At 43.6% G+C, this 25,553-nt stretch carries 19 protein-coding genes and 1 tRNA gene; 13 read left to right on the top strand and 7 right to left on the bottom strand.

Going from position 1 to position 25,553, the window contains the following annotated elements; translation table 11 throughout:
- Nucleotides 1-253 precede the first annotated feature (253 nt).
- From L1D31_RS13105 to L1D31_RS13095, 3 genes are all read left to right on the top strand, one after another.
- Entirely contained in the window at nucleotides 254-1,108 is an 855-nt protein-coding gene (locus L1D31_RS13105; RefSeq protein ID WP_239837549.1) for a co-chaperone YbbN, read from the top strand.
- A gap of 138 nt (nucleotides 1,109-1,246) precedes the next feature.
- The gene (locus tag L1D31_RS13100; protein WP_239837548.1) at nucleotides 1,247-2,170 is read left to right on the top strand and encodes an SPFH domain-containing protein; all 924 of its coding nucleotides are present in this window, start codon (nucleotides 1,247-1,249) and stop codon (nucleotides 2,168-2,170) included.
- A gap of 8 nt (nucleotides 2,171-2,178) precedes the next feature.
- The gene (locus L1D31_RS13095; protein ID WP_239837547.1) at nucleotides 2,179-2,631 is read left to right on the top strand and encodes an NfeD family protein; all 453 of its coding nucleotides are present in this window, start codon (nucleotides 2,179-2,181) and stop codon (nucleotides 2,629-2,631) included.
- Between the two features lie 541 nt (nucleotides 2,632-3,172).
- Here the strand turns inward: L1D31_RS13095 and L1D31_RS13090 are convergent.
- The 3 genes from L1D31_RS13090 to L1D31_RS13080 form a co-directional block, all read right to left on the bottom strand.
- The gene (locus tag L1D31_RS13090) at nucleotides 3,173-3,982 is read right to left on the bottom strand and encodes a DUF2057 domain-containing protein (RefSeq protein ID WP_239837546.1); all 810 of its coding nucleotides are present in this window, start codon (nucleotides 3,980-3,982) and stop codon (nucleotides 3,173-3,175) included.
- A gap of 132 nt (nucleotides 3,983-4,114) precedes the next feature.
- Nucleotides 4,115-5,245 (bottom strand): porin, encoded by a 1,131-nt coding sequence (locus tag L1D31_RS13085; protein ID WP_239837545.1) that lies wholly within the window; start codon nucleotides 5,243-5,245, stop codon nucleotides 4,115-4,117.
- 659 nt (nucleotides 5,246-5,904) lie between these two features.
- Complete coding sequence (locus L1D31_RS13080; protein ID WP_239837544.1) at nucleotides 5,905-6,408, bottom strand: DUF4442 domain-containing protein; 504 nt, start codon at nucleotides 6,406-6,408, stop codon at nucleotides 5,905-5,907.
- Nucleotides 6,409-6,614: 206 nt separating this feature from the next.
- Here L1D31_RS13080 and fcrX point away from each other — a divergent pair, with 206 nt between their 5' ends.
- Nucleotides 6,615-7,064 carry a ferric iron uptake transcriptional regulator FcrX gene (gene fcrX / locus L1D31_RS13075; protein WP_239837543.1) on the top strand — a complete coding sequence of 150 codons (450 nt, stop codon included), beginning with the start codon at nucleotides 6,615-6,617 and terminating at the stop codon, nucleotides 7,062-7,064.
- A gap of 86 nt (nucleotides 7,065-7,150) precedes the next feature.
- On the opposite strand, the gene glnS is transcribed toward fcrX, so the two are convergent.
- Complete coding sequence (gene glnS, locus L1D31_RS13070; RefSeq protein ID WP_239837542.1) at nucleotides 7,151-8,821, bottom strand: glutamine--tRNA ligase; 1,671 nt, start codon at nucleotides 8,819-8,821, stop codon at nucleotides 7,151-7,153.
- Between the two features lie 318 nt (nucleotides 8,822-9,139).
- Nucleotides 9,140-10,678: an N-acetylglucosamine-specific PTS transporter subunit IIBC gene (gene nagE, locus L1D31_RS13065; RefSeq protein WP_239837541.1), complete on the bottom strand. Its 1,539-nt coding sequence runs from the start codon at nucleotides 10,676-10,678 to the stop codon at nucleotides 9,140-9,142.
- A 481-nt stretch (nucleotides 10,679-11,159) separates the two neighbouring features.
- On the opposite strand from nagE, the gene nagA reads away from it, so the two are divergent.
- The 5 genes from nagA (at nucleotide 11,160) to L1D31_RS13040 (ending at nucleotide 18,812) form a co-directional block, all read left to right on the top strand.
- The gene (gene nagA, locus L1D31_RS13060; protein WP_239837540.1) at nucleotides 11,160-12,296 is read left to right on the top strand and encodes an N-acetylglucosamine-6-phosphate deacetylase; all 1,137 of its coding nucleotides are present in this window, start codon (nucleotides 11,160-11,162) and stop codon (nucleotides 12,294-12,296) included.
- A gap of 2 nt (nucleotides 12,297-12,298) precedes the next feature.
- A complete protein-coding gene (locus L1D31_RS13055) occupies nucleotides 12,299-13,513 on the top strand; it encodes an ROK family protein (RefSeq protein ID WP_239837539.1) in 1,215 nt (404 codons plus the stop codon).
- 80 nt (nucleotides 13,514-13,593) lie between these two features.
- Nucleotides 13,594-15,183, top strand: coding sequence for a cation:proton antiporter family protein (locus L1D31_RS13050; protein ID WP_239837538.1), 1,590 nt, complete (start codon nucleotides 13,594-13,596; stop codon nucleotides 15,181-15,183).
- A gap of 224 nt (nucleotides 15,184-15,407) precedes the next feature.
- Complete coding sequence (asnB, locus tag L1D31_RS13045) at nucleotides 15,408-17,072, top strand: asparagine synthase B (protein ID WP_239837537.1); 1,665 nt, start codon at nucleotides 15,408-15,410, stop codon at nucleotides 17,070-17,072.
- Nucleotides 17,073-17,420: 348 nt separating this feature from the next.
- On the top strand, nucleotides 17,421-18,812 hold the full coding sequence (locus tag L1D31_RS13040; protein ID WP_239837536.1) for a peptide MFS transporter: 1,392 nt from the start codon (nucleotides 17,421-17,423) through the stop codon (nucleotides 18,810-18,812).
- Nucleotides 18,813-18,896: 84 nt separating this feature from the next.
- Here L1D31_RS13040 and L1D31_RS13035 read toward each other — a convergent pair whose 3' ends face one another.
- A complete protein-coding gene (locus L1D31_RS13035) occupies nucleotides 18,897-21,548 on the bottom strand; it encodes a beta-N-acetylhexosaminidase (protein WP_239837535.1) in 2,652 nt (883 codons plus the stop codon).
- Nucleotides 21,549-21,950: 402 nt separating this feature from the next.
- Between L1D31_RS13035 and L1D31_RS13030 the strand changes: the two genes are divergently transcribed.
- Complete coding sequence (locus L1D31_RS13030; RefSeq protein ID WP_239837534.1) at nucleotides 21,951-22,820, top strand: TraB/GumN family protein; 870 nt, start codon at nucleotides 21,951-21,953, stop codon at nucleotides 22,818-22,820.
- 248 nt (nucleotides 22,821-23,068) lie between these two features.
- Here the strand turns inward: L1D31_RS13030 and L1D31_RS13025 are convergent.
- Nucleotides 23,069-23,145: transfer RNA gene (locus L1D31_RS13025), tRNA-Pro, on the bottom strand.
- A 357-nt stretch (nucleotides 23,146-23,502) separates the two neighbouring features.
- On the opposite strand from L1D31_RS13025, the gene L1D31_RS13020 reads away from it, so the two are divergent.
- The 3 genes from L1D31_RS13020 (at nucleotide 23,503) to rluF (ending at nucleotide 25,544) form a co-directional block, all read left to right on the top strand.
- Nucleotides 23,503-23,643, top strand: coding sequence for a DUF3149 domain-containing protein (locus L1D31_RS13020; protein ID WP_006959603.1), 141 nt, complete (start codon nucleotides 23,503-23,505; stop codon nucleotides 23,641-23,643).
- Between the two features lie 156 nt (nucleotides 23,644-23,799).
- The gene (gene smrA, locus L1D31_RS13015) at nucleotides 23,800-24,381 is read left to right on the top strand and encodes a DNA endonuclease SmrA (protein ID WP_239837533.1); all 582 of its coding nucleotides are present in this window, start codon (nucleotides 23,800-23,802) and stop codon (nucleotides 24,379-24,381) included.
- 128 nt (nucleotides 24,382-24,509) lie between these two features.
- Nucleotides 24,510-25,544: a 23S rRNA pseudouridine(2604) synthase RluF gene (gene rluF / locus L1D31_RS13010; RefSeq protein WP_239837532.1), complete on the top strand. Its 1,035-nt coding sequence runs from the start codon at nucleotides 24,510-24,512 to the stop codon at nucleotides 25,542-25,544.
- Nucleotides 25,545-25,553: the final 9 nt, after the last annotated feature.

Below are 25,553 nucleotides of genomic sequence, written 5' to 3'. Positions count from 1 at the left end.
ACCGTGAAGTTGCTCACTTCATGACCTCCTATAAGCGTTACATTCGGTAAAAAAACATGACATTGAACCAGCTAAACTGGCTAAGTGTGGGTGTTGCGCTAACTTTGTTTATCGTTTTATAAACACCTTCGCTTGCATTAGTCAGCAAAAACACCGCCTTAAACAGCGGTGTTTTTGTATCTGCTACTCCCTTGATATCTATAGTAACTGCCCATATGTTTGATGTATCAAACTCTTTGCAAGGAATCACCAAATGCAATCTCCTTTTATTGTGGAATTGAACGAGCAAAACTTCCGTCAAGTGCTGGAAGGCTCAATGCAAACGCCAGTCCTGATTCATTTTTGGGCACCAATGAGCCAAGAAAGCGCGCAAGTTATTCCAGAGCTACAAACCCTAGCGCAACAATACAACGGAGCTTTTACACTAGCGCTCTTGAACTGTGAACAAGAACAGATGATCGCTAGCCAGTTTGGTGTCCAGGCACTACCAACCATTGCACTGTTCGTTAATGGTCAACCCGTTGATGGTTTAGGAGGCCCGCAGGACCTTGCTGCAATCCAAGCGATGTTAGCTAAACATTTACCCAGTCAAGACGAACTAAATCTCAAGCAGGCAATGGATTTTGTACAATCGGGTGAACATGCTAAAGCGTTACCTCTACTTCAAGACTTGCCGGAAGAACTAAAGCAAAAAGGTGATGTAAAACTAGCCCTTGCCGACTGTTTGCTAGAGATGCAGAAGTTTGACCCAGCCAAAGCACTGCTTAATACCATCCCCCTAGAGTATCAAGATAATTATTACAAAGGATTGATAGCAAAATTAGAATTGCACGACCAAGCAGCGAATAGCCCTGAAATCCAATCACTTGAGCAAGCGCTACAAGATAACCCTAATGATGCGCAAACAGCTGCCGAACTGGCTCTAAGTTACCATCAAGTTAACCGAGATGAAGAAGCATTAGAGCTACTTTGGAAGCTGCTAAAATATGATCTCAATGCACTTGATGGCGATATAAAGAAACACTTTATGGATATTCTCGCCGCTTTAGGGCAAGGAAACCCAATTGCTGGCAAGTATCGACGCCAGCTATACTCTATCCTCTACTAGACACTTCAAATTCATCAATAAAAGTCGGCTTATCCGGCTTTTATTTTTCCTTAATCTAGCTTTGGTTCTCATTATGTCATTGTGCTACCACATGAATTAAGCAACAATCGACATAATAACTTATACAAGGAATCAGATATGGCTATTGACTCTCTCATTACCATCGGCATTTTTCTTATTGTCGTCATCGCATTTATTATCGCAGGTGTTAAAACCGTTCCCCAAGGTAATCACTGGACCGTCGAACGTTTTGGCCGTTATACACACACTTTGAAACCAGGCCTAAATATCATCATTCCCTTTATTGATGGTATTGGTCAAAAGATCAATATGATGGAGCGCGTGCTTGATATACCAGCTCAAGAAGTCATTTCTAAAGATAACGCGAATGTAACGATTGACGCCGTCTGTTTCGTCCAAGTCATCGATGCTGCCCAAGCAGCGTATGAAGTGAACGACCTTGAACACGCTATTCGAAATTTAACCCTCACCAACATCCGTACTGTACTTGGTTCGATGGAGCTTGATGAAATGCTCAGTCAACGCGACATGATCAACAGCAAGTTACTTTCCATTGTCGATGAAGCGACTAATCCTTGGGGGGTAAAAGTTACCCGTATCGAAATTAAAGATGTTCAACCGCCGTCAGATCTTACCGCAGCAATGAATGCCCAGATGAAGGCGGAGCGAAACAAGCGTGCAGAAGTACTCGAAGCAGAAGGGGTTCGTCAGGCTGAAATATTAAAGGCCGAGGGTCACAAGCAATCAGAAATATTAAAAGCAGAAGGCGATAAACAAGCCGCCATATTACAAGCCGAAGCTCGTGAGCGTGCTGCGGAAGCCGAAGCGCGTGCTACAGCCATGGTGTCAGAAGCGATCGCTAAGGGTGACATGCAAGCCGTTAATTACTTTATTGCTCAAGGCTACACTGACGCACTTAAGTCAATCGGCCAAGCTGAGAATGGTAAGATCATCATGCTTCCACTTGAAGCTTCGGGGCTAATGGGCTCTGTTGCGGGTATCGCCGAAATGTTTAAGCACTCGAACGAGTCAACTAAGTAGAGGCTAATGTGTTTGAGTTACTAGACAGTATCAATCATTGGCATTGGCTAGCCTTCGGGCTAGCTTTACTTGCGATCGAACTGCTGGGTACCGCAGGCTATTTTTTATGGCTTGGGCTGTCAGCCTTAATTGTGGGTATTTTGCTCACATTTATTCCAATGAGTTGGCAGCTACAGTGGAGCGCCTTTAGCATCTTTTCACTGATGACTACTTGGTTATGGTGGAGAAAGCAATTCGAGCAAGATGCTTCTGACGATCAACAACGGGATTTAAACCAAAAGCAGAAGCAAATGATCGGTCAAAAAATCTTGATAGAATCTGATCTCGCACCAGGAAAGCACCGAATCAAGGTGGGTGATACAACTTGGTCGGCACAAACTAACCAATCAATTCCAGCAGGAACCATGGTTGAAATCACCCAAGTAAATGGCATTGTCCTTACCATAGAAGCAAAAAATTAACCTCTATTATTAGGCCCTTTGCCTGAACAAAGGGCCTTTTTCATTCTGCAACCACTCAATATCAAGAAAAACCTTAACATATCAATAACTTAAATCATTCCCACCTTGAATTAAGTGACTGTTTTTATATGAAAACAGTCTTAATCAAGCTCAGCCTTTTTACCTAAAAGAAATACCATTCTAAATATATCATCGACTTATTAATTTATTTCTCACAAAAAGTAAGAGTTATTTATTAAAGAAAATTTTTAATAATTAAACTTTTTTTGATCTTTTACCATTAAGCGACATACTGATAAGTATCTCTTTAATGAGATTTTAGATGAGGTGTTTATTATGAAATATTTCTTTGCGTTAGCTTGTAGTCTTATTTTTAGTTTTTCGGTAGCTGCACAATCACCCGTAGGAAGCACTGCCTCTGGCCCAATAGTGAAATGTGAATTAAATTCAGGAGTAGTTGAACGTATGCCGATCGTTATATGTGAAAATAGCAATGGTACGGTAATGAGATAAAAAAGGAGCCTTTCGGCTCCTTCTCTTTTTATAATTCTAGTAGTTGTTTAATGAGTGTTTTTCTTTCTTCTTTCGTTGCTTTTCCATACCAGTAACCAAACATTTCTTGTTGCTTGGAAGCGGTTTCAAGCGTCAATTTGGTCGAGTTGCGATTTTCAACCGCCCAGCTCAATAGCTCATCACGTTGTTCTTCTGGCGTTTCCTTAAACCAATACTGCGTCATCTCTATCGCTTTTGAAGACGAGCTTTGAGCCACAGGAGTCACTGTTGCGGCAGTAGCAACAGGAGCAGCTAGCACAGCCGGAGTTATATTAGAATTGGCACTGTTCACAATCGCTTCAATGTAACCTGATGGGATAGAGAACGTAATATTATTAGCATTCGACGCGCTCACATCGAACTTGAGATCTTGATACGGCTGCTGTGCGAGAAGCTGGCTAGGCACTGGAAATCTGACATACTGAGTTTGAGTACATACATCGCTACAGGTTTCCGCTGAGGCTGCATAAGGCTTAAGTGCCACTTCTTGACTACTGCCCTCAATCATCACTGTTTTAAATTCGTTATAATTTTTAAAGTACTGCAGCTCCATTTTAATAAAAGAATCCGGCACATTTTTGCTCTGTGTCGGATCTACGTAATTCAGCTCTAGTGATGACTTAACCAACTGCCCACCGTTCACTTCAAGTGTATCCGGCGTTAATGATTTACCAACAATAATTCGATAATTCTGTTTAGATTCAATGCGTTTTACTGAATCAGTAAAGTCACTTGTTGAATCTAATGTAGTACAACCTACCATCAATAAAGGCAATGACGCTAAAATAATTTTCTTCATATAAACCACCCTGGAAATAACTCCGTTATATAATATAGAATTACCTTTATCTTCAGGCTCTACTTCTCAATACAACAAACGCTGGCCAACTAAGGCCAGCGCGTATCATTAAGAATAAAAATAGATAAAGTCTTAGAAACCGTACTCTAGACCAACACGTACAACCATAGTTTCTGTGTTTGTCGAACCGTCGGAAGATAAGATATCACGCTGCGCAATACGTACGTAGGGTACGAAACCATTGTGAACATACATTAACTGACCAGATACAACACTGTCTTCGTTGTTTGCTTTAACACCAGCAGTTTCTGAGTCCATATTGGCTGCGTAACCTAGCTTAAAGCCCCATGGTCCTGTCCAGTATTGACCAATGATTGAGTAAGAAGCCTGCTCAGATTTGTCTCCGCCCTGTACATCAGATTCACCAGCCTTATACGCACCTGCGATTCCAAAGCCTGCTGGAAGTGATGCCTCAAAGCCAACTAGATAACCAAAAGTATCGGCAATTGTTGCATCTGTTGCCGCAGTAGCATCACCAAACGAAATACCAGTTCCACAACCTGCTGCTTCTAAACATGTACCTGCAGCTGTTGCTGCTGTTAACTGGCGATCGGTTTCCGTCTCTAATGCAGCATGGAATGTAATGCTGTCATTCAGACGATAATGTGCTGCCGCACCATAGAAGTAGTTATCTTTTACACTTGAGTCGCCACGACCTGTTGCGAGATTGAAAGTAAAACCATTGTAATCAACTGAATCGTAGCGTGCCATATCACCATGACGATCACGGTTATACTTTACGTCACCACCCCAGTCCCATACTGCGCCCAAACCTGGGTTTGCGTAAGGCCAGTCAATTACTTCGTACATAGGTGTTAACATACGACCAAAGCGAACTTTACCCCAATCACCTTGTAGGCCTAGGAAAGTATCACGGTTACCCAGTGATGCTCCATCTCCATTTTCACCAACATAACCAGATTCGATCTGCATAAAGACATTGAGATTTTCAAACATATCTTTACTGGCACGGAAACCAATACGTGATTCATTTTCGTAATCGTAACCGGTGCCAGTATCAGTCGTCACACCCGCAGTTGTCTCTTCAGAATCGTAGTTAACGACTGAGATCGCTGCCACACCATAAGCTTGTACGTTGAAGTCAGAGATGATACCAACCTGAGATGATTCAGCTGCCAATGCACCTGTAGAAACCATCGCCACTGCTGCACCGAGAAGAGTGCGTTTGAACATTTTTTCCATGGAAAAACTCCTAAAAATGGATATAGCTGTTTTTTGTTGTTCTCACCTTAAGTTGGCCGCCGAAGGGAGAATCATTTCCTATGTCGAAAGTAAAAGATTAATGACTATCGCTCACTTTCTAATTTCTGCATACACCCAGTGTATCCATGACTCTAAGACTAACTTCGCGACAAAAAACATCAATCAGAACTTAATTTCAAGATAAAAAAATATGACCCGCTACAAATTTTTATAAACATAGTGATCGAGGTCTAATTATCAATAACAACATTAAACCAAAAACAATAAATAAATTAAAAATCAACTAGTTATGATAAATAGCCAATAAGGCAACTTTGAAGTCACTCGCATAAAAATAATTAAGAAAGGAACTTTCCCAGTTATAAGATCTTGATCATTGCATTATTTTGGGGCTTAAAAACAAACAAAAACATCAGTATTTTTACATATAAAAAAAAGTTGAATCATGGTTTAACGTCGGTCAATTCGGTAAATAATATGATGAGAGGGGGGGAATGGCAGTCATTACTCTGTGTAAGAAAATGGGTTTACTTTGCAACACTTAAAACAGCGGTAGGTACTTAGAAGTGCGTCAGGATAGAAAACAACAATTCAAAGGTATTCCACATGAACACACTCCATGGTCAGTGAGCATTTACTTATACAGCTTGTTCTTCGGCTTCTTCTTCTCGATATTGAGGCTTTTTGCGCACATAAAGTTTACGCTGCACCTCCGAAACCACATTACCGGTTTCATCTTTTACATAAATCACAAATTCAGGGAAACACTTATCTCCATTCGATGTTTTCAGTAAAATATCATCAAGCAACTCCTGAGAGACAATAAAGTCTGCGTAGAGATCACTTTGCCCTGGCTTTATAAAGTTAATACTCGCTTCTTTATCCCACACATAGTAACGCTCACCCAAAATTCCCATCAGCATTAGTGAATAAACAGGGTCAGTCAGAGAAAAAATACTGCCGCCATACTGAGTGCGGTTCGCATTTTTATTCCACCAGCGCAGTTTGAGTTTCATTTTGACCTGACGAAAATCTTCGCTTATTGAAATGATCCTGATGCCAGCTCCCCAGAATGGAGGCCAGACATTAAGAGCAAACTTTACGATTCCAGGCTTGTAAATTTTAGCTAGTGATTTATTCATTCTTTCATCCCTGAAATAGAGCCTTCATAACAAGATGTTAAACAATTGTAACTGGTCTGATGTGTTTTATCAGTGACGCTACACGTGTTTATAAAAAAATACTAGTAACCCTTTGAACTTCGTGGTTTATTGTTATCTTGTACTGCCCTATAATGATAGGAATATTGAATTCTGTTAATTACCGCAGATCATCAACAGGAAAGTTTATGTCAGACAATAACCAAGCTCTTAAGGACGCTGGTCTTAAAGTTACACTTCCGAGACTGAAGATTTTAGAAGTACTCCAACAGCCGGAATGCCAACATATCAGCGCTGAAGAACTGTACAAAAAGCTCATTGATCTTGGAGAAGAGATCGGGCTTGCGACAGTCTATCGAGTTCTGAACCAATTTGATGATGCAGGTATTGTTACTCGCCACCATTTTGAAGGCGGTAAATCAGTTTTTGAACTATCTACCCAGCACCACCATGACCATTTAGTATGTCTGGATTGTGGGGAAGTGATCGAATTTGCAGATGACATCATAGAAGAACGTCAGAAAGAGATTGCGGCTCAGTATAATGTCATTCTGACAAACCACAGTTTATACCTTTACGGTAAATGTGCAGATGGCAGCTGCCGCGACAACCCAGATGCACATAAATTGAAAAAATAACGAATTAGACAAGCGTTCCAATCATGAACGCTTTTCTTTTATCAAATAAAACAGCCAGTCACATGACTGGCTGTTTTATTTAACGCTTATTTTGCTTCAATTTTCGCCCAGGTATCACGTAGACCTACTGTGCGATTGAAGACTAGCTTATCTGCGGAAGAATCTTTTGAGTCTGCGCAGAAATAGCCCATGCGCTCAAACTGGTAACCCTTTTCAGCTTCGGCGGAAGCTAAGCTTGGTTCTACAAACCCATTCATCACAACAAGTGAGTCAGGGTTGATTGTCTCAGCAAAGTTATCGGCTGCTGCTGGGTTTGGCACTGTGAACAAGCGATCGTATAGGCGAATCTCAGCAGGTAGGCCTTTATCTGCCGATACCCAGTGAATAACACCTTTCACTTTACGGCCATCAGCTGGGTTCTTACCTAAAGTGTCTACATCGTAGCTACAGTAGATGGTGCTAATATTACCCTCTGCATCTTTTTCGATACGCTCTGCTTTGATCACGTAAGCACCACGTAGGCGCACTTCTTTCCCCAGAACCAATCGCTTGTACTTCTTGTTCGCTTCTTCGCGGAAGTCTTCACGTTCAATCCAAAGTTCACGGGTGAATGGTACTTCACGCTCACCCATCTCAGGCTTGTTAGGATGATTAGCAACGCTGAGTATTTCAACCTTACCTTCATCATAGTTTTCGATAACAACCTTAACTGGATCAAGCACAGCCATAGCACGAGGCGCGTTTTCGTTTAGATCATCACGAATACAAGATTCTAGTGAACCAAACTCAATCATGTTTTCTTGCTTAGTAACACCAATACGCTTACAAAATTCACGAATCGATGCAGGCGTGAAGCCACGACGACGCAAGCCAGAAATAGTTGGCATACGAGGGTCATCCCACCCGTTAACTAAGTTTTCAGTCACAAGCTGGTTCAACTTACGCTTAGACATCACCGTGTATTCTAGGTTTAGACGGCTGAACTCGTACTGGCGTGGCTGACAATCAATAGAGATGTTCTCTAGTACCCAATCGTATAGGCGACGATTATCTTGGAACTCAAGCGTACATAAAGAGTGAGTAATCCCCTCTAGCGCATCCGAGATACAATGTGTGAAGTCGTACATTGGATAAATGCACCACTTATCACCCGTTTGGTGGTGCTCAGCAAAGCGAACACGGTATAGAACAGGATCACGCAGTACGATGAAAGAAGACGCAAGGTCAATTTTCGCACGCAAGCACGCTTTCCCTTCTTCAAAGCCACCCTTGCGCATTTTTTCAAATAACGCTAAGTTTTCTTCCACACTGCGGTCACGGTATGGGCTTGGTTTACCCGGTGTTGTCAACGTTCCACGGTATTCACGAATCTGCTCAGGACTTAGCTCTTCAACATACGCTAAGCCTTTCTCAATTAATTCAACCGCGTACTCGTAAAGCTTATCGAAGTAGTTTGATGAGTAACAAATCTCACCATCCCATTCAAAGCCTAACCAGCTCACATCATTCTTAATAGACTCAACGTATTCAACGTCTTCTTTTTCAGGGTTCGTGTCATCAAAACGAAGATTACACTGTCCTTGATAGTCCTGAGCAATACCAAAGTTTAAACAAATTGACTTAGCATGACCGATATGCAAGTAACCGTTCGGTTCCGGCGGGAAACGAGTATGCACGCTAGTGTGTTTACCATCCGCTAAATCTTTATCAATGATTTGGCGAATGAAGTTCGATGGACGAGCCTCAGCTTCACTCATCTATAGCACCTCAATTATTTTAGTATTGTCAGAGAAAAATAGTGTTTGTGTTCGTCATTAGCGACGCCAAACATATAACGGCTAATGATCCACAATTCTTCGCAATTACACAACTATAACCAGACTTTTATTGGTAAATAATCCATCGATAGTAGACTGGCACGCTGGCTTTGCTTATGAAAGCAGCAAATTTATTGAGCAAATCATATGAAGGGCTCGCTTGATACCTGGTATTCAGCAAGAAGTGAATACAAAAAATCCCCAAGCGTGTACTTGGGGATTTTTGTATAAGACTAAAGTTTTTAGCTAGCTAGCAAACTAAGCTGGTAATTGCACATCTGATAAATCAGCATCCGCTGGGATGTTTTTCATTTCACCCGCAACGATTTCAGCTAAGGGTCCTAGAATAACTTGGACATTGTTAGAACCAAGCTTCACAACTCCCATCGCTCCCAAGTCTTTCAGTGTCTTCTCACTGATTAAGCTAGTGTCTTTGATAGTGAGACGTAGGCGAGTGATACAAGCATCGATATTATCGATGTTGCTGTGACCGCCAAGAGCTTTAAGGTATTGTTTTGCTAGCTCAGAAGAATTTTCAGAGCCTGTCACACCAGACGTTTCAGCGCTTTCGTCGTCTTCGCGACCCGGGGTCTTCAGACCAAACTTCACGATAACAGTACGGAAGATTGTGTAGTACAGAGCGAAGAACACAAAACCTTGAAGGATTAGCATATACCATTGGTTTGACTCAGGTTTCGCTGAAGATAGAACCATATCAACTAAGCCTGCAGAGAAGCCAAAGCCAGCGGTCCAGTTCATTAGGTCAGCAATGTATAGAGAAATCCCTGTTAGAGCCGCGTGTATAACATATAATACAGGCGCTAGGAACATAAATGAAAACTCAAGAGGCTCAGTAACACCAGTAAAGAATGATGCAAAACCAGCAGCAATCATAATAGAAGCAACTTTGGCTTTATTCTCAGGTTTAGCAGTGTGGTAGATAGCAAGTGCAGCACCTGGCAGACCAAACATCATTACAGGGAAGTAACCTCCCATGTAGCGACCTAACTCACCAATAACACCAATCACTTCACCATCAGAGTTTAATTTAACAAGTTGGCCACCTTGCTCGACAACGTTACCTGCCGCCCAGAAGTTACCCAAGTCATTAATGCCAGCCATGTCAAACCAAAATACAGAGTTCAGCGCATGGTGCAGACCTACAGGGATAAGTAGACGGTTGAAGAAGCCGTACAAACCAGAACCAACCTCACCTAGGTTAGTGATGCCTTCACCGAAAGAGACTAGACCCGTAAAGATGACTGGCCACACGTACATAAGCACAAAAGAGAGGATGATACCGGCGAAAGAAGTTAGGATTGGTACTAGGCGTTTGCCTGAGAAGAACGCCAATGCTTTTGGTAGCTCAACTTGGTAATAACGGTTGTAGAGCTCAGCAGCAACAATACCAGAAAGAATACCAATAAACTGGTTACCAACTTTAGCAAAAGCCAATTTAGTTTCTGGATCATCAAGAGCTACTAGGCCAATTTGCTCAACCGTACCAGGGCTAAGTAAAGTGGTAATGACTGTGTAAGCAACGAAGCCTGCGAGAGCTGCTGCGCCATCTTTGTCTTTTGACATACCGTAAGCAACACCAATTGCAAACAATACAGACATGTTATCAATGATTGCTGCACCAGCTTGGACTAGGAAAGCGGCAACTGCACTGTTACCACCCCAACCTGCTGGGTCTATCCAGTAACCAATACCCATGAGTATTGCTGCAGCAGGAAGAGTAGCTACAGGCACCATAAGCGCCTTACCTACCTTCTGAAAGTATCCGAGAATATTCACCGTATAGTTCCCCCTATAGGATTTTTGTATTTTTGGCTGAGCGACTTTTTTTATTCGCTCAATTTAGTCCTGCTCAGTGTATGCCATTAATTTTGCCCCGCAAATTAAAACCTTATCAATTGTGATCATAATCACCAGAAAATGGCCTAATTCGAGGATTTTGCTAGCGAGATCATAAAACTTATTTTACAATACAAAAAAATAGCAACACACACCTAATATTCACGGTATTCTGAACTTATTATCATCATGACAATGCTCGTAGTTCAAGAAGTCTATCTGGTATTACCCAGTAAGCTTCTTCATATTCAGCAAGCTTTTAAATGAGACAGAATGTAATTTCAGATAGAATATCTCTTGCTTGCTCAAGATATTTTGCGACCTAATTGAAGCTCACGAATAAAGTATAAAGATACGTAATGAATGCTTCAGTTAGGCGGATAGAAGTATTAAAAATCAAACTTATAAGGATTAGCTAACCATGTATGCGCTAACTAACTGTAAGATCTTCACCGGCAACGACGTTCTTGTCGACCACGCAGTCGTCATTAAAGACCAACTGATAGATTCGCTATGCCCGGTAGCTGACCTTCCTCATGATATTGAAGTTCAGGACTTAAACGGAGCAAATCTTAGTCCCGGATTTATCGATCTGCAGCTAAATGGTTGTGGTGGTGTCATGTTGAATGACGAGATCACTGCTGAAACCATGCAAATCATGCATGAAGCAAATCTTAAGTCTGGCTGTACTAGCTTCCTTCCTACTCTTATCACTTCTTCTGATGAAGATATGCGTCAAGCAGTATCAGCTGCACGTGATTACCATGCTCACTACCAAAACCAATCACTAGGTCTGCACCTTGAGGGGCCGTATTTAAATGTGATGAAAAAAGGCATTCATAGCGTTGATCATATCCGACCATCAGAAGACAGCATGATCGATTTCATGTGTGAAAACGCAGGTGTCATTGCAAAAGTGACACTCGCACCAGAACATAATGACCCTGCGCACATCAAACGCTTAAAAGCTGCGGGGATTATCGTATCAATCGGTCATACCAATGCGACGTATTCCGAAGCTCGTCAGGGCTTTGACGCTGGTATCACGTTCGCTACTCATCTATTTAATGCAATGACGCCTATGGTAGGGCGTGAGCCTGGGGTAGTTGGAGCAATCTACGATACCTCAGACGTTTACGCGGGCGTCATCGCCGATGGGTTCCACGTCGATTATGCAAACATTCGCATCGCTCACAAAATCAAAGGCGAAAAATTAGTATTAGTGACAGATGCCACAGCTCCTGCAGGCGCTGACATGGATTACTTTATTTTTGTTGGTAAGAAAGTATATTACCGAGATGGTAAGTGTGTTGATGAAAATGGCACACTAGGCGGTTCAGCACTGACAATGATAGAAGCTGTACAAAATACCGTTGAGCACGTCGGTATCGCGCTGGACGAAGCACTTCGCATGGCAACCCTATACCCAGCGAAAGCAATAGGGGTTGATGAGCAACTAGGCCGTATCAAACAAGGCATGGTTGCAAATCTGACAGTCTTCGATCGTGACTTCAAAGTTCAAGCGACGGTTGTTAATGGACAATACGAGCAAAGTTAAGAATGAATGGCGGACAAATAGGTAACGTAGACTTAGTAAAACAGCTAAATAGCGCAGCAGTTTATCGACTGATCGATCAACAAGGGCCGATATCTCGAATCCAAGTCGCGGACGTTAGTCAACTCGCGCCAGCAAGCGTTACAAAAATCACCCGCCAATTACTCGAACGTGGTCTTATCAAAGAAGTCGCACAGCAAGCCTCAACGGGAGGGCGTCGTGCGATTTCACTGACCACCGAAGTCGAGCCTTTCCATTCAGTAGCCGTACGTTTGGGCAGAGATTACATTCAATTCAGCCTCTACAATCTTGGTGGTAAAGAATTGGTTTCTGGATATCAGGAATTCTTCTATACCACTCAAGAAGATTTAGTTGACGGTCTCACCTCTCACCTAAAAAACTTTATTCAATCTAACCACTCGGTCATCAACCAGTTGATCGCCATTGGTGTTTCTCTACCCGGTCTGGTAAACCCTGAAACTGGCGTTGTCGAGTATATGCCTAACATCAGTATCGATAACCTTGCCCTCGCCGAGCTGATCGAAAACACCTTCCATGTTCAATGCTTCGTCGGTAATGATGTTCGAGGTATGGCGCTTGCGGAACATTACTTTGGCGCGAGTAAAGATTGCCAAGATTCGATTTTAGTCAGTGTTCATCGTGGTACAGGGGCAGGTATTATCGTCAACGGCCAAGTTTTCTTGGGTTTCAATCGCAACGTCGGTGAAATTGGTCATATTCAGATCGATCCCCTAGGGGAACAATGCCAGTGCGGTAACTTTGGTTGCCTCGAAACGGTAGCAGCTAACCCCGCGATCGTTGAGCGAGTAAAAAAATTAATCAAACAAGGTTATGAATCCAGCCTGACAGAACTGGAAACCATTACGATTAAAGAAGTGTGTGATCACGCAAACATGGGTGATGAACTGGCCAAACAAAGTTTGGTTCGGGTAGGTAACCAGTTAGGTAAAGCCATTGCAATTACTATTAACTTGTTTAACCCACAAAAAATCGTTATCGCCGGGGATATTACCCGTTGCGAAGAGATTATTTTCCCTGCAATTCGTCGCAATGTGGAAAACCAGTCTCTCACTACTTTCCACAGTGGACTGCCGATTGTCGCCTCTGAGATCGATAGCCAGCCAACGATTGGGGCATTTGCAATGATAAAACGTGCGATGCTTAACGGCGTTTTGTTACAAAAATTGCTCGAAGATTGATCTAGTAAGCAATCAGTTGAGTTAGAATAACGGGTTACAATTATGTAACCCGTTTTTATTAGGACAAGAATCAGATTCATATGGAACTCATTTTAATCTCTTCCGCCTTTCTGGCTGGGTTCATTACCCTCAAGTGCAACTTGCCCCCTTTGGTCGGTTTCTTACTGGCTGGTTTTGCTTTGCACGCTTTTGGTTTTGAAACGAATGGTACCATAGTCACGCTGGCCAATCTTGGCGTGACCCTCTTGCTGTTCACAATCGGTTTAAAACTGGATATCAAAACACTACTATCCAAAGAAATCTGGGCGGGGGCCACCATACACAATCTGCTATCTACCCTTTTATTTAGTGCCGCCCTACTCTGCTTCAAATTCTTAGGTGTCAGCTCACTAGCGAGCATGTCAGCAGAGCAATTGCTCCTGCTTGGTTTCGCACTCTCTTTCTCTAGTACCGTTTTCGCCGTGAAATCTCTCCAAGAAAAAGGGGAGATGAATGCCACTTACGGAACTATGGCGATTGGTATTCTAGTTATGCAGGACATCTTTGCTGTGGTGTTTCTAACCGCTTCAACGGGTAAACTGCCTGAGTGGTATGCCATCATATTATTTGCTTTACCTCTGTTGCGTCCTATTTTCTATAAGATACTTGATTGGGTTGGCCATGGCGAAATGCTGGTACTATTCGGTATTTTCTTTGCGCTAGTCGTCGGTGCTGGGTTATTCGAGCTGGTCGGAATGAAGCCAGATCTTGGCGCTTTGATCCTAGGAATGCTCCTTGCTGGGCACCGCAAGGCATCAGAACTTTCTAAATCACTGTTTAATCTAAAAGAACTTTTTCTCGTTTGTTTTTTCCTCAATATCGGTTTGGCAGCGCAACCTACCATGTCAGGTTTTGCCTTAGCTATTTTGTTCTTACTGCTATTGCCACTGAAAGGGATTCTATATTTTGCCGTACTTAATACTTTTAAGTTCCGTGTACGGACTTCATTACTCACCACACTGAGCCTATTTAACTTTAGTGAATTCGGTCTCATCGTTGGTGGACTCGCCTTTAAAATGGGCTGGATGAGCGGAGATATATTGGTTGCTTTAGCATTGGCAGTCTCCATCTCCTTTGTTCTAGCATCACCACTCAACCGTAAAGGCCACGAGTTATACCGTCGTTCTGGCCGTTGGTTAAAAGAACATGCAGCGGAGAAACTTCACACTCGCGATCAGCTCATTAATCCGGGGAATGCTCAAGTTCTGATCCTTGGTATGGGACGCATAGGCACTGGTGCCTATGATGAGTTACGCTCGCGTTATGGAAAGATTTGCTTAGGTATTGAAGTGAGAGAGGACGCTGCTGTACAGCATCAAGCTGAAGGACGAAATGTGATCGCCGGAGATGCCACTGACCCTGACTTCTGGGAACGTATCCTCGATACGGCCAACGTAAAGTTAGTTCTACTCGCCATGCCTCATCACCAAGGGAACCAAACTGCACTAGAGCAGCTACAGAGCAAAAAATTTCAAGGCCAGATCGCAGCTATCGCAGCATACCCAGATCAGCTTGAAAGCCTGAATGAAGGAGGGGTAGACGCTGCGTTTAACATATATAGCGAAGCAGGGAGTGGCTTCGCTAGGCACGTCTGTGAGCAATTGAAACCTACCTTCAGCACTTCACAGTAACGTACGAACAAGGCAGCGACATAGCTGCCTTTTCTTTACTGACACCTCAAATCGTTCAAAAAACGAACCAAACATAGATTTCATTCACCAGGCAGCGGTTAATATTAGATAAAATTTAACAACAACCTTATTAGTTAAACTTTTTTCATCAGTGACTGTTGATTTTTTTAATCAAAATGGCAAATTGAAGTCAGCAGATTAAATAAGGTTTATAAGGAAGTTGTATGTGTTCTATCTTCGGTATTCTAGACATCAAAAGTGACGCTCAAGCTCTTCGCCCTGTAGCGCTAGAAATGTCTAAGAAACTTCGTCATCGTGGCCCTGACTGGTCAGGTATCTATTCTTCAGACAAAGCCATTCTCGCTCATGAGCGTCTTGCTATTGTTGGATTAAATAGTGGAGCACAACCTCTGTATAGCGCTGATAAAAAGCACATCCTTGCGGTAAACGGTGAAATCTACAACCACAAGGAAATCCGTGCACGTTATGAAGGTAAATACGATTTTCAAACCGACTCTGACTGTGAAGTCATCCTAGCGCTTTACCAAGATATGGGCGCTGACCTTCTCGAAGAACTCAACGGTATTTTCGCATTCGTTCTGTATGATGAAGAGAAAGACACCTATCTCGTCGGCCGTGATCACATTGGTATCATTCCGCTTTACCAAGGTTACGATGAACACGGTAACTACTATGTCGCTTCTGAAATGAAAGCATTGGTGCCAGTCTGTAAAACCGTCAGCGAATTCCCTCCTGGTTGTTACTATGGAAGTGGTGATGCAGAGCCTCAACGCTACTACATCCGTGACTGGAATGAGTACGCTGCAGTCCAAGGCAACTCCACCAGCAAAGAAGAGCTGACTGAAGCACTTGAAGCTGCAGTTAAGCGCCAGCTCATGACAGACGTACCTTACGGTGTACTTCTCTCTGGCGGCTTGGACTCTTCTATTACTTCAGCGGTAGCAAAACGTTTTGCGGCGATGCGTATTGAAGATGATGAGAAATCAGAAGCTTGGTGGCCGCAACTCCACTCGTTTGCGGTAGGTCTTGAAGGTGCTCCTGACCTCAAAGCAGCACGAGAAGTGGCAGACAAAATCGGTACGGTTCACCACGAGATGACCTACACGATTCAAGAAGGTCTCGATGCTATTCGTGACGTTATCTACCATATCGAGACCTATGACGTAACAACCATCCGTGCTTCGACGCCTATGTTCCTTATGGGTCGTAAAATTAAAGCAATGGGTATCAAGATGGTGCTTTCTGGTGAAGGGGCCGATGAAATCTTCGGTGGCTACCTCTACTTCCACAAAGCACCAAACGCGAAAGAGTTCCATGAAGAGACAGTACGTAAGCTGCTTGCTCTCAACATGTTTGACTGTGCACGTGCCAACAAATCACTTGCGGCATGGGGCGTTGAAGGTCGAGTGCCTTTCCTAGATAAAGAATTTATCGACGTGGCAATGCGCCTGAACCCAGAAGATAAGATGTGTGGTAACGGTAAGATGGAGAAACACATCCTGCGTGAGTGTTTCGAACACTACCTACCAGATTCAATCGCATGGCGTCAGAAAGAGCAGTTCTCTGATGGTGTCGGATACAGCTGGATCGATACACTTAAAGAAGTGGCTGAAGCAAAAGTCTCTGATCAGCAAATGGAAACGGCTGCCTACCGCTTCCCATACAACACGCCGACAACAAAAGAAGGCTATGTATACCGTGAAATCTTTGAAGAACTATTCCCGCTTCCATCGGCGGCAGAATGTGTCCCTGGCGGTCCATCAGTCGCTTGTTCTTCAGCTAAGGCGATTGAATGGGACGAATCATTCAAGAACATGGCTGACCCATCAGGCCGAGCTGTTCAGAGCGTTCACAACGACTCATACTAACCAAACTTAAAAGAGGCTCATTGAGCCTCTTTTTTATTTCACAACAAACTTCTTCAAATACTGCAAAGCAATCAGTTTGCTCACTTACTAGCCACCCTTTCTCAGCGCTGCCCACTTCTCTTTTCTTTCAGATATGACAGCATATTGTAAAAATCATAATCTCGATTTTGCAAACTAAGTTTATGGTACGTTATTTTCAGCAATTAAAAGCCATTATTTCTTTTATTTCAAACGGTTACAAGAAAACCATAAGCATGACTAATAAATAGAGCCATTGCAGATAGATCTACTACAGAGTATATGTAGGAAACAAATAAAATTCTTTAATAACAAACATTAGTAATATTTATGTCAAACCAACATCAACAATTCTTTGGACACCCTCGAGGCTTGTTCCTTTTGTTCGGTACCGAACTTTGGGAACGCTTTTCTTACTACGCAATGCGTGCAATCCTTGTTCTTTACCTTACCGATGCAACACTTGACGGTGGTTTAGGCTGGTCGACTAAAGATGCTTTGGATCTCTACGGCATCTATACTGGACTCGTTTACATCACTCCACTTATTGGCGGATGGCTAGCCGATAACTACCTCGGACAACGCCGCTCTATTCTTATTGGTGGCGCTTTAATGGCCGTCGGCCAATTCACCTTAGCCATGCCAGCAGATATGTTGGGGCTAGGTACTGTACCCACCTTTTACCTCGGCCTTGCGCTTTTAATTGCGGGTAATGGCCTATTTAAGCCCAACATCTCAACCATGGTGGGTTACTTGTATCAGGAAGGCGATAACCGACGCGATGGAGCGTTTACCATTTTTTACATGGGTATCAACATAGGCGCGCTACTAGCAGGAGTTGTCGCGGGCTCTGTTACCAATGAATTTGGCTGGAAGTCTGGCTTTGTTGTCGCGGGTATCGGTATGCTCATCAGCCTGATCATGCAGATGAGCCTCGCTCAGTCATGGCTTGGGGACATTGGCCGCGAACCTGCAGCCAAGAGAGATTTGGCCCTCAAAAAGTCCTCTAAGAAAGAGCCATTAACGAAAGAAGAGTTTGACCGCATCAAAGTTATTTTGGTGATGAGCCTGTTCACTATTGTCTTCTGGGCTGGCTTTGAGCAAGCAGGTGGCCTGATGAACATCTACACCCAGCAATACACAGATCGTATGATTGGCGGCTTCGAAGTACCTGCAGCTTGGTTCCAATCACTTAATCCATTCTTCATCATTACACTTGCTCCTTTACTTGCAGTACTTTGGATCAAGCTTGGGAAACGAGAGCCAAACTCACCGGTCAAATTTGCTCTCGCTATGTTCTTCCTCGCACTTGGTTTCCTATGTATGGTTGGTGCGGTAATTGAACAAGGTGGTGATACCACGGTGAAAACCTCCATGCTATGGCTAGTTGGCGCTTTCTTCTTCCATACCCTCGGTGAGCTTTGCCTGTCTCCAATCGGTTTGTCATTAGTGACTAAGTTAGCCCCGCTCCGCCTCGCTTCTCTGATGATGGGCGCGTGGTTCGGCTGTAATGCGATTGCTAACTATGTCGCTGGCTATGTTGGCTCACATGTTGGCGAACTTGGCGCATTTGCTATCTTTAGTGGCATCGCGGTAACCGCAATCATATCTGGTGTCATTCTGCTCTTGTTCTCAAACACACTGGTTCGTTGGATGCACGGCGCAGAATCGCCAATCAGCAATGCTGAGCAAATAGAAGAGCAGCAAACTCAAATCGCTTAATCGCAGCTTCATATATGAAAACGCCCGGCCTATCATAGGTCGGGCGTTTTTGTTTGCTTTTCCCTCTATCGGAAAGGGAGAAAATCACTTCACGCTAGTCACGCGGCTTACTCTCTCGCCTGTCGCAGATACCGAGCGGATAAACACTTCACCTTTCACACTTGGACGAGCACTGTCTGCGTAAGTTAGCCAGTTCTTGGCGTCTAGAGAGTATTGAAGCTTGACACCAGGGAACTGAACGTTCATCGCTAGCTTGCCATCTTCTACTTTCGCACCTGGTACAGGTAGGCGGTAGTCGATACCTGATTTCTCTAGCTTAGCCAGTTCACGTTGGCCAACTACGTTGGCAAAGCGGTTATAGTCTTGATTTAGCGCAGCTTTGTCTACTAGGTTAGAGTTTTGCGAGTATTCAACACCCACTTTGTAGTCGTTTTCCCAATCAGCACGGTGCCATGCACGCTCAGCGGCGGCTAGTACGCGAGGGAATACCATGTACTCGTATTGCTCGTCGTTACGTACTGTCTCAGACCAAAGCTGTGCTGATAGACCGTAGAAAGGTTTCGCTTCGATTTCACCTTTACCAGTAAAGCCGTTACCATCGCGGTCTACAGAAGTTTCTGCGTTTTGAGGCATGTTCTCTGGTGCAAAACCAAACATCTTACGCGTGTCTGTTGCACGCGTTGCCCAGTAGTAACCACGCTCTTTCGGGTCAATTTCGTATGGCATGTCCATGTACACGTAGTCTGGGTTAGAAACGATCACGTCGTAGCCTTTCTTAGACCATTCGTACACTGATGATGTGCCACCCCAGTAAAGAACGTCCCAGAAGTTAACACGTGTGTTTTCTGTAGCGAACGCTTTCTCACCTTCACTGTATTTAAGACCATCTTGCCAAGCTTGGAAGTTTGCAATGCCCTTCTCTGCCACAATCTTAGACACTTCTTCTGCAAAGTGGCTTGGTAGATGAGCAAAGTCACTTACCGTACCGTCTGCAATTAGCGTCTGACATTGTGGAGATTGTGCGAATGGCTTGTCTTGTTTAGACAGGTCAATCGTACCCTTCCAGCTTACTTTGTCTTCAGCGTTCACATCTTGGAAACCAGCGCCTAGCTTGATGTTCTTCGCTTCGTCACCCCCGAAATGCCATGTTGTTAGTGGCGTGCCCGCTTCTTGGTGCATTGCTGCTACTTCTGAAATCACTTTATCAACAAAGAGAGTTGAAGATTCCATACATGGGTTGATGAAGCTTTGCTTGTTGTAGAACTGAACCGTCGTTACGTTCGATGTATCTTGAGGATCCATCAGGCGGTACTCGTTCGCTTGTGCTTCTTTACCTTCTTCCATTAGACGGTCGTAACGTGCTTCCATTGATACCACTGCTGCACGAGCGTGTGCTGGCATATCAATTTCAGGAATCACTTCAATGTTACGCGCTTTCGCGTACTTCAAGATGTCCACGTAGTCTGCTTTTCTGAAGAAGCCTGAACCAAAGTTGTCTGTCGTTGCACCTGAGCCAAGCTGAGGCAGTAAACAGCTTTTCTCTTCCAAATCGAAACAACGGTTAGCACCCACTTCAGTCAGCTCAGGCAGACCCGGGATTTCTAAACGCCAGCCTTCATCATCCGTTAGGTGAAGATGTAGTTTGTTCATCTTGTACGTTGCCATTTGGTCTAGCGTTGCAAGAATTGCGTCTTTAGAGTGGAAGTTACGAGCCACGTCCACCATCACACCACGGTAATCAAAACGCGGCGCATCTTTAATAGACAGTTGTGGTAGAGAATCAGCATTTTGGCTATCTACCAGGCCAAAGATAGATTGTACTGCGTAGAAAGCACCTGCTTGGTCAAACGCTTTAATCGCAATACCGTCGCCTTTGATGCTCATTTCGTAAGCACCAGATTTTGCTAATTCATCGGTGAACTCTGTAGGAATAACAGTGATGCTTACTGGAAGGGAGCCTTGAACATCCACACCTACCACTTCGCCGCGTGTTTGAATTGCTTCGTATTGAGTCACATCGAATGCGTCTTTAGGCAGCGCAATACCCGCCGCGATATCTACCGTACCTTTACCAACTTCAACAGACATTGGCGTTGGTAATAACATGGTTGATACATCTTGTTTTGCTAAGTCTTGGTTCTTCTCGAAACGAGACACAGCGTTTGCAAATACGTTGTTGTCATCTGGCGTACGTTTTAGGTTATTACCTTCAAGACCTGTCACAAAAGACGCCACATCTTCAGTATTTAAGGAAGCGATCATCTTAGGCTCTGCGTTTGGCGCAGCAACGAAAGCACCCGGCATAAAGTCAGTTTCAAATAGCTGCCAGTATTCAGCAATAAGAGGAAGCACAACCTCTTCACCCACAGCGAAGCCATCGAACTTGTCTGTAGGTTCTAACTTATGTAAGTCACCTGTTACACGAGAAATTTTGAACTGCTCATTGTCTACATCCAGAATCAGACGAATGCTGTGGAAATAGATAGCCCAATCTTTAGAGTCAACCGCTTCACCTTGGTTAACTAGCGTCATGTTTACTTTGTTACAAGACGCCCACTCAGCACCCATGTCTTGACATGCAAGACCTTCATTTGCGCCGTGGTTTGTTAGTACTTCATATTGAATATCAAGGTTACTGGCGAGCGAATTAACGACACTTTGCTCATTAGATTGAAAAGCAGAGCAACCTGCTAGTGATGCGACAACCGATACCGCGATCAGACTTTGTTTAAACATCTTACTTACCCCAACACGTAAATTGAGCCGAAAACGTCAGCTCGAAAACTAAGCATAGAAACAACATATCTCGATTTATTTTTAGTCGTAAAATTAAACTCTAGTGAAAGTGATCGTGTTCAAAACTCAAGATTTATAAAAACAAAATGATATTTAAAAACAAAAACTTATAATTAACGTTAAAATCAACATAAATCATTTGACGGTATTACTGAGAATTTGATCGCATCTATTCATAACAACTACAAATGAATTAAGACTTAGATCACACGACAGCAATCATCCGATTACGCTAATCTAGGATGTAAAATAGAAAAGTGTGATTTTAGACGCAGTTTGCTCTCGTTAAACCACGTCAAAACCTAACCATTTCAACAAATTTTCCGTAAGGCGACAGACCCTATGTATAAATTTTGTCTACTGTTTCTGACCCTGGCCATCTCAACCTCCTCTGTAGCAGAACCTCTTTACTGGCAGGCTCAGAAGGGCAAACTCAACTATTTAATTCTGGGTTCAGTACATGTCGGAGATGAAAGCATGTACCCACTGCCTCAAACAATCACTGAACGGCTTAAGTCAAGTGACGGGCTAATCATGGAAACAGACATACGCAAAACACAGGGGGTCAGCTACCCACCTGTGACATTACAGACCAAAGATGTCCTGAGCCCAGCACAGCAAAGCGAACTTAAAGGGATAGCTAATCTACTTAACATGGACCAACAACAGTTGATGCTGTCCCCGCCATGGGCAACCGCGCTGGCATTACAGATGAAACAAATCGAGTACCTCGGCTACCAGGCAGCTTATGGCATCGATACTCATTTGATGTACAAAGCTACTGTCCAAGACATTCCCGTTATTAGTTTGGAGTCGCTTCAGTTTCAGATTGATTTACTCACAGGACAAAAAGAAGCGGGTAAAGAGCTATTGGTTAGCGCTATTGAAGAGTTTGACCACTCAGAAGATGCCACTCACTGCCTGATAGAAAGTTGGAAAGCGGGTGATTTGGATAAGTTAAATGAATTCGCCAGCCTGACAGAAATGTCTCCAGAGTTTCAACAGAGTTTTATGACCCAGAGAAATATCGACTGGGCGAAACAAATGTCAGAACCAAGCTGGTCACCTAAACGCAAAGGCTCTTACATGATGGTTGTCGGTGCATTACATCTAGTTGGTGAGCAGAGTGTTTTGGATTTGCTCAAAGATAGTGGCTTTAAGGTCTCACAACTTTCGCAGAGTAAGGCCGCGAACTGTGAGTTTGAATATTAGTCGTTGCAGCAAATCGTATGTTGTTGAAACGAGAAAAGCCAGATTCTAATATCAGACGAACCCCATTCGGGTTTCAATCCTGTTCCCTACTGCTCTAAAACGACGAAAGCCTGCTTATAAAGCAGGCTTTCTTAATATGGTCAGTGAAGAGAGATTCGATCGGACTGGCTCTCCAGCCCCCGGCTCTCTGGTTCCAAATCTTATAAACGAAAAAAGCTCTGCATTTCTGCAGAGCTTTTTTCTAAATATGGTCGGTGAAGAGGGATTCGAACCCCCGACCCTCTGGTCCCAAACCAGATGCGCTACCAAGCTGCGCTATTCACCGAAAATTTTTGCTAGGATTTCGCTGCATCAGAGGGCCGCCCTCTACTCCCGCTATTCCTAACCCCAGGATGCGTTATCAAGCTACGCTAATCACTGAGACGTTTCTTCGAGCTGATTGCCCGTCAACGAAGGCGTATATTACGGATTCTGATCGTTAACGCAAGCCATTTTACTAAGTTTTTTTACATTTAGGCTTGTTTGACTAAAACACCACCAACGGGTGATAAAATGTGAGCACAAACACAGCACAAGAAACAAATACGCAACCAAAACCATACAATTGATCCAGATCAGTACCGGTATTGTAACCGTCTATTAATTTAATCCATGTCATCACTACTTTGGATTTGGAGGGAACATGGACTTTTGGCTGAATCTCCTGTTTGGTAATGCAGTTGGACTATCTTCAATGTTAGTCATCTTTGGGGCTTTGGGTCTGATGCTATTTTATGGCGGTTACTTCATTTACAAAGTAATGAACGACAAATCTCCTCACTAGATCGCTTAGCCCTATTTTCGAATAGAGTATCGCTATGCACCGAAGTAGATTCTTTGTCTACTTCGGTTTTTTACTTTCAGCATTAGAAATTTCTGCTCTATTATCCGTTGTCATGGGTATAATACAGTTACTCATTCCCTACTCTGAGATGCAGTTATGTCTCACGATGATGATTTCGCCTTATTCCAAGAAATGATGGGTGACGTAACACCAATCAAACAAGATACAACCGAACATAAAAAACACCATAAGGTCACTGAAGCACAGCTTGCCAAACGCGAAGCCGCTATCTGGTTAACCGAAGATGACCCAGAATACTTGTCAGTAGACCATGCCCCCATGCTTAAACCCGAAGATATCATTGAGTTTAAGCGAGATGGTGTTCAGGAAGGCGTCTACCGAAAGTTACGCTTGGGCAAATACCCCATCCAGGCTCGTCTTGATTTGCACCGCCGCACCTTGAAAGAAGCTCGGGATGAAGTAGTTAAGTTCCTCAAACAATGCATAAAAATGGATATCAGAACGGTCATCATCGTTCACGGCCGTGGTGAGAAATCTAATCCACCAGCCCTAATGAAAAGCTATGTAGCACAATGGTTAGAGCAAATTCGCGACGTACAATGCGTTCACAGTGCACAGCACTTTCATGGTGGCAGCGGCGCCGTTTATGTCATGCTGCGCAAAAGTTCAGATAAGAAACTCGAAAACCGAGAACGTCATCAAAAGCGTCTTGGTTAACCAAGATATCTTCTAAGTAATATTAAACTTACTCAGATGGCATAACAGTGCTAGAATGTTCAGGCAGCCTAACGGGCTGCTTTTTCATTTTTAGATTAATGCCGTTGTGAAACGTTAGAGAGAACAACATGTCACAAGATGCCAAACGCTTAAACAAATTCATTAGTGAGACGGGCTTTTGCTCACGCCGCGAAGCCGACCGCCTGATTGAACAAGGTCGTGTCACAATTAATGGCAAAATCCCTGAAATGGGCACTAAAGTTTTACCGGGCGACGATGTTTGCGTTGATGATAAGCCGATCAACGCTGCAACAGACAAGCCTGTTTATATCGCTTTGAATAAGCCGACTGGCATCACCTGTACCACTGAACGTGATATCCCCGGCAACATTGTCGATTTTATCGGCCACAAGAAGCGTATCTTCCCTATCGGCCGCCTAGACAAACCTTCTGATGGCTTGATCTTTCTGACCAATGACGGTGATATCGTCAACAAGATCCTCCGTGCCGGCAATAATCACGAAAAAGAGTATGTTGTTCGTGTCGATAAACCGATTACCGAACAGTTCATCAAAAAAATTAGCTCAGGTGTCGATATTCTCGATACCAGGACGTTGCCATGTAAGGTCACTAAAGAGACTAAATTCTCTTTTCGTATTGTCCTCACACAAGGCCTGAACCGCCAAATCCGTCGTATGTGTGAAGCACTTGGTTATGAGGTTTTCAAACTTCGCCGAGTTCGTATCATGAATATCACCCTCGATGGAATCCCAAATGGCCAGTGGCGCTACCTCAGCGATGACGAGATCAGAGAAATTCTCACAATGTGTGAGTCATCGAGTGGAACGGAAGACGCTTCAAAAGTAGATTCACGCGGTCGTAACATTCGCAAAGCGACTGACGCCAAGCTATTTGACAGTCGTGAAGAGAATCAGGAATCGAAAGCAAGGCGCAATCAAAAACAGCGCACATTCAAAGGCAAAAATGCCGAAGAATTTCGCCATGCCCCTAATTCGAAAAAAGGGCGGGGAGGAAAATCAGATTCCAAATCTAAGCCAAGCACCAACAAAGGCAAAAGCGTCTACAAACCAAAGTCAGATAAACCCGCTCAGCGACCATCTGACAAGCCTCGCACTGGCGGCACATTAAGTTTAAAGAAATAACTTGTCCTA

Origin of the sequence: Vibrio sp. Isolate23 (genome assembly GCF_022398095.1) — a bacterium.
In the GTDB taxonomy this organism is placed as follows: domain Bacteria; phylum Pseudomonadota; class Gammaproteobacteria; order Enterobacterales; family Vibrionaceae; genus Vibrio; species Vibrio coralliilyticus_A.
This window is presented reverse-complemented; position numbering and strand designations above follow the sequence as displayed.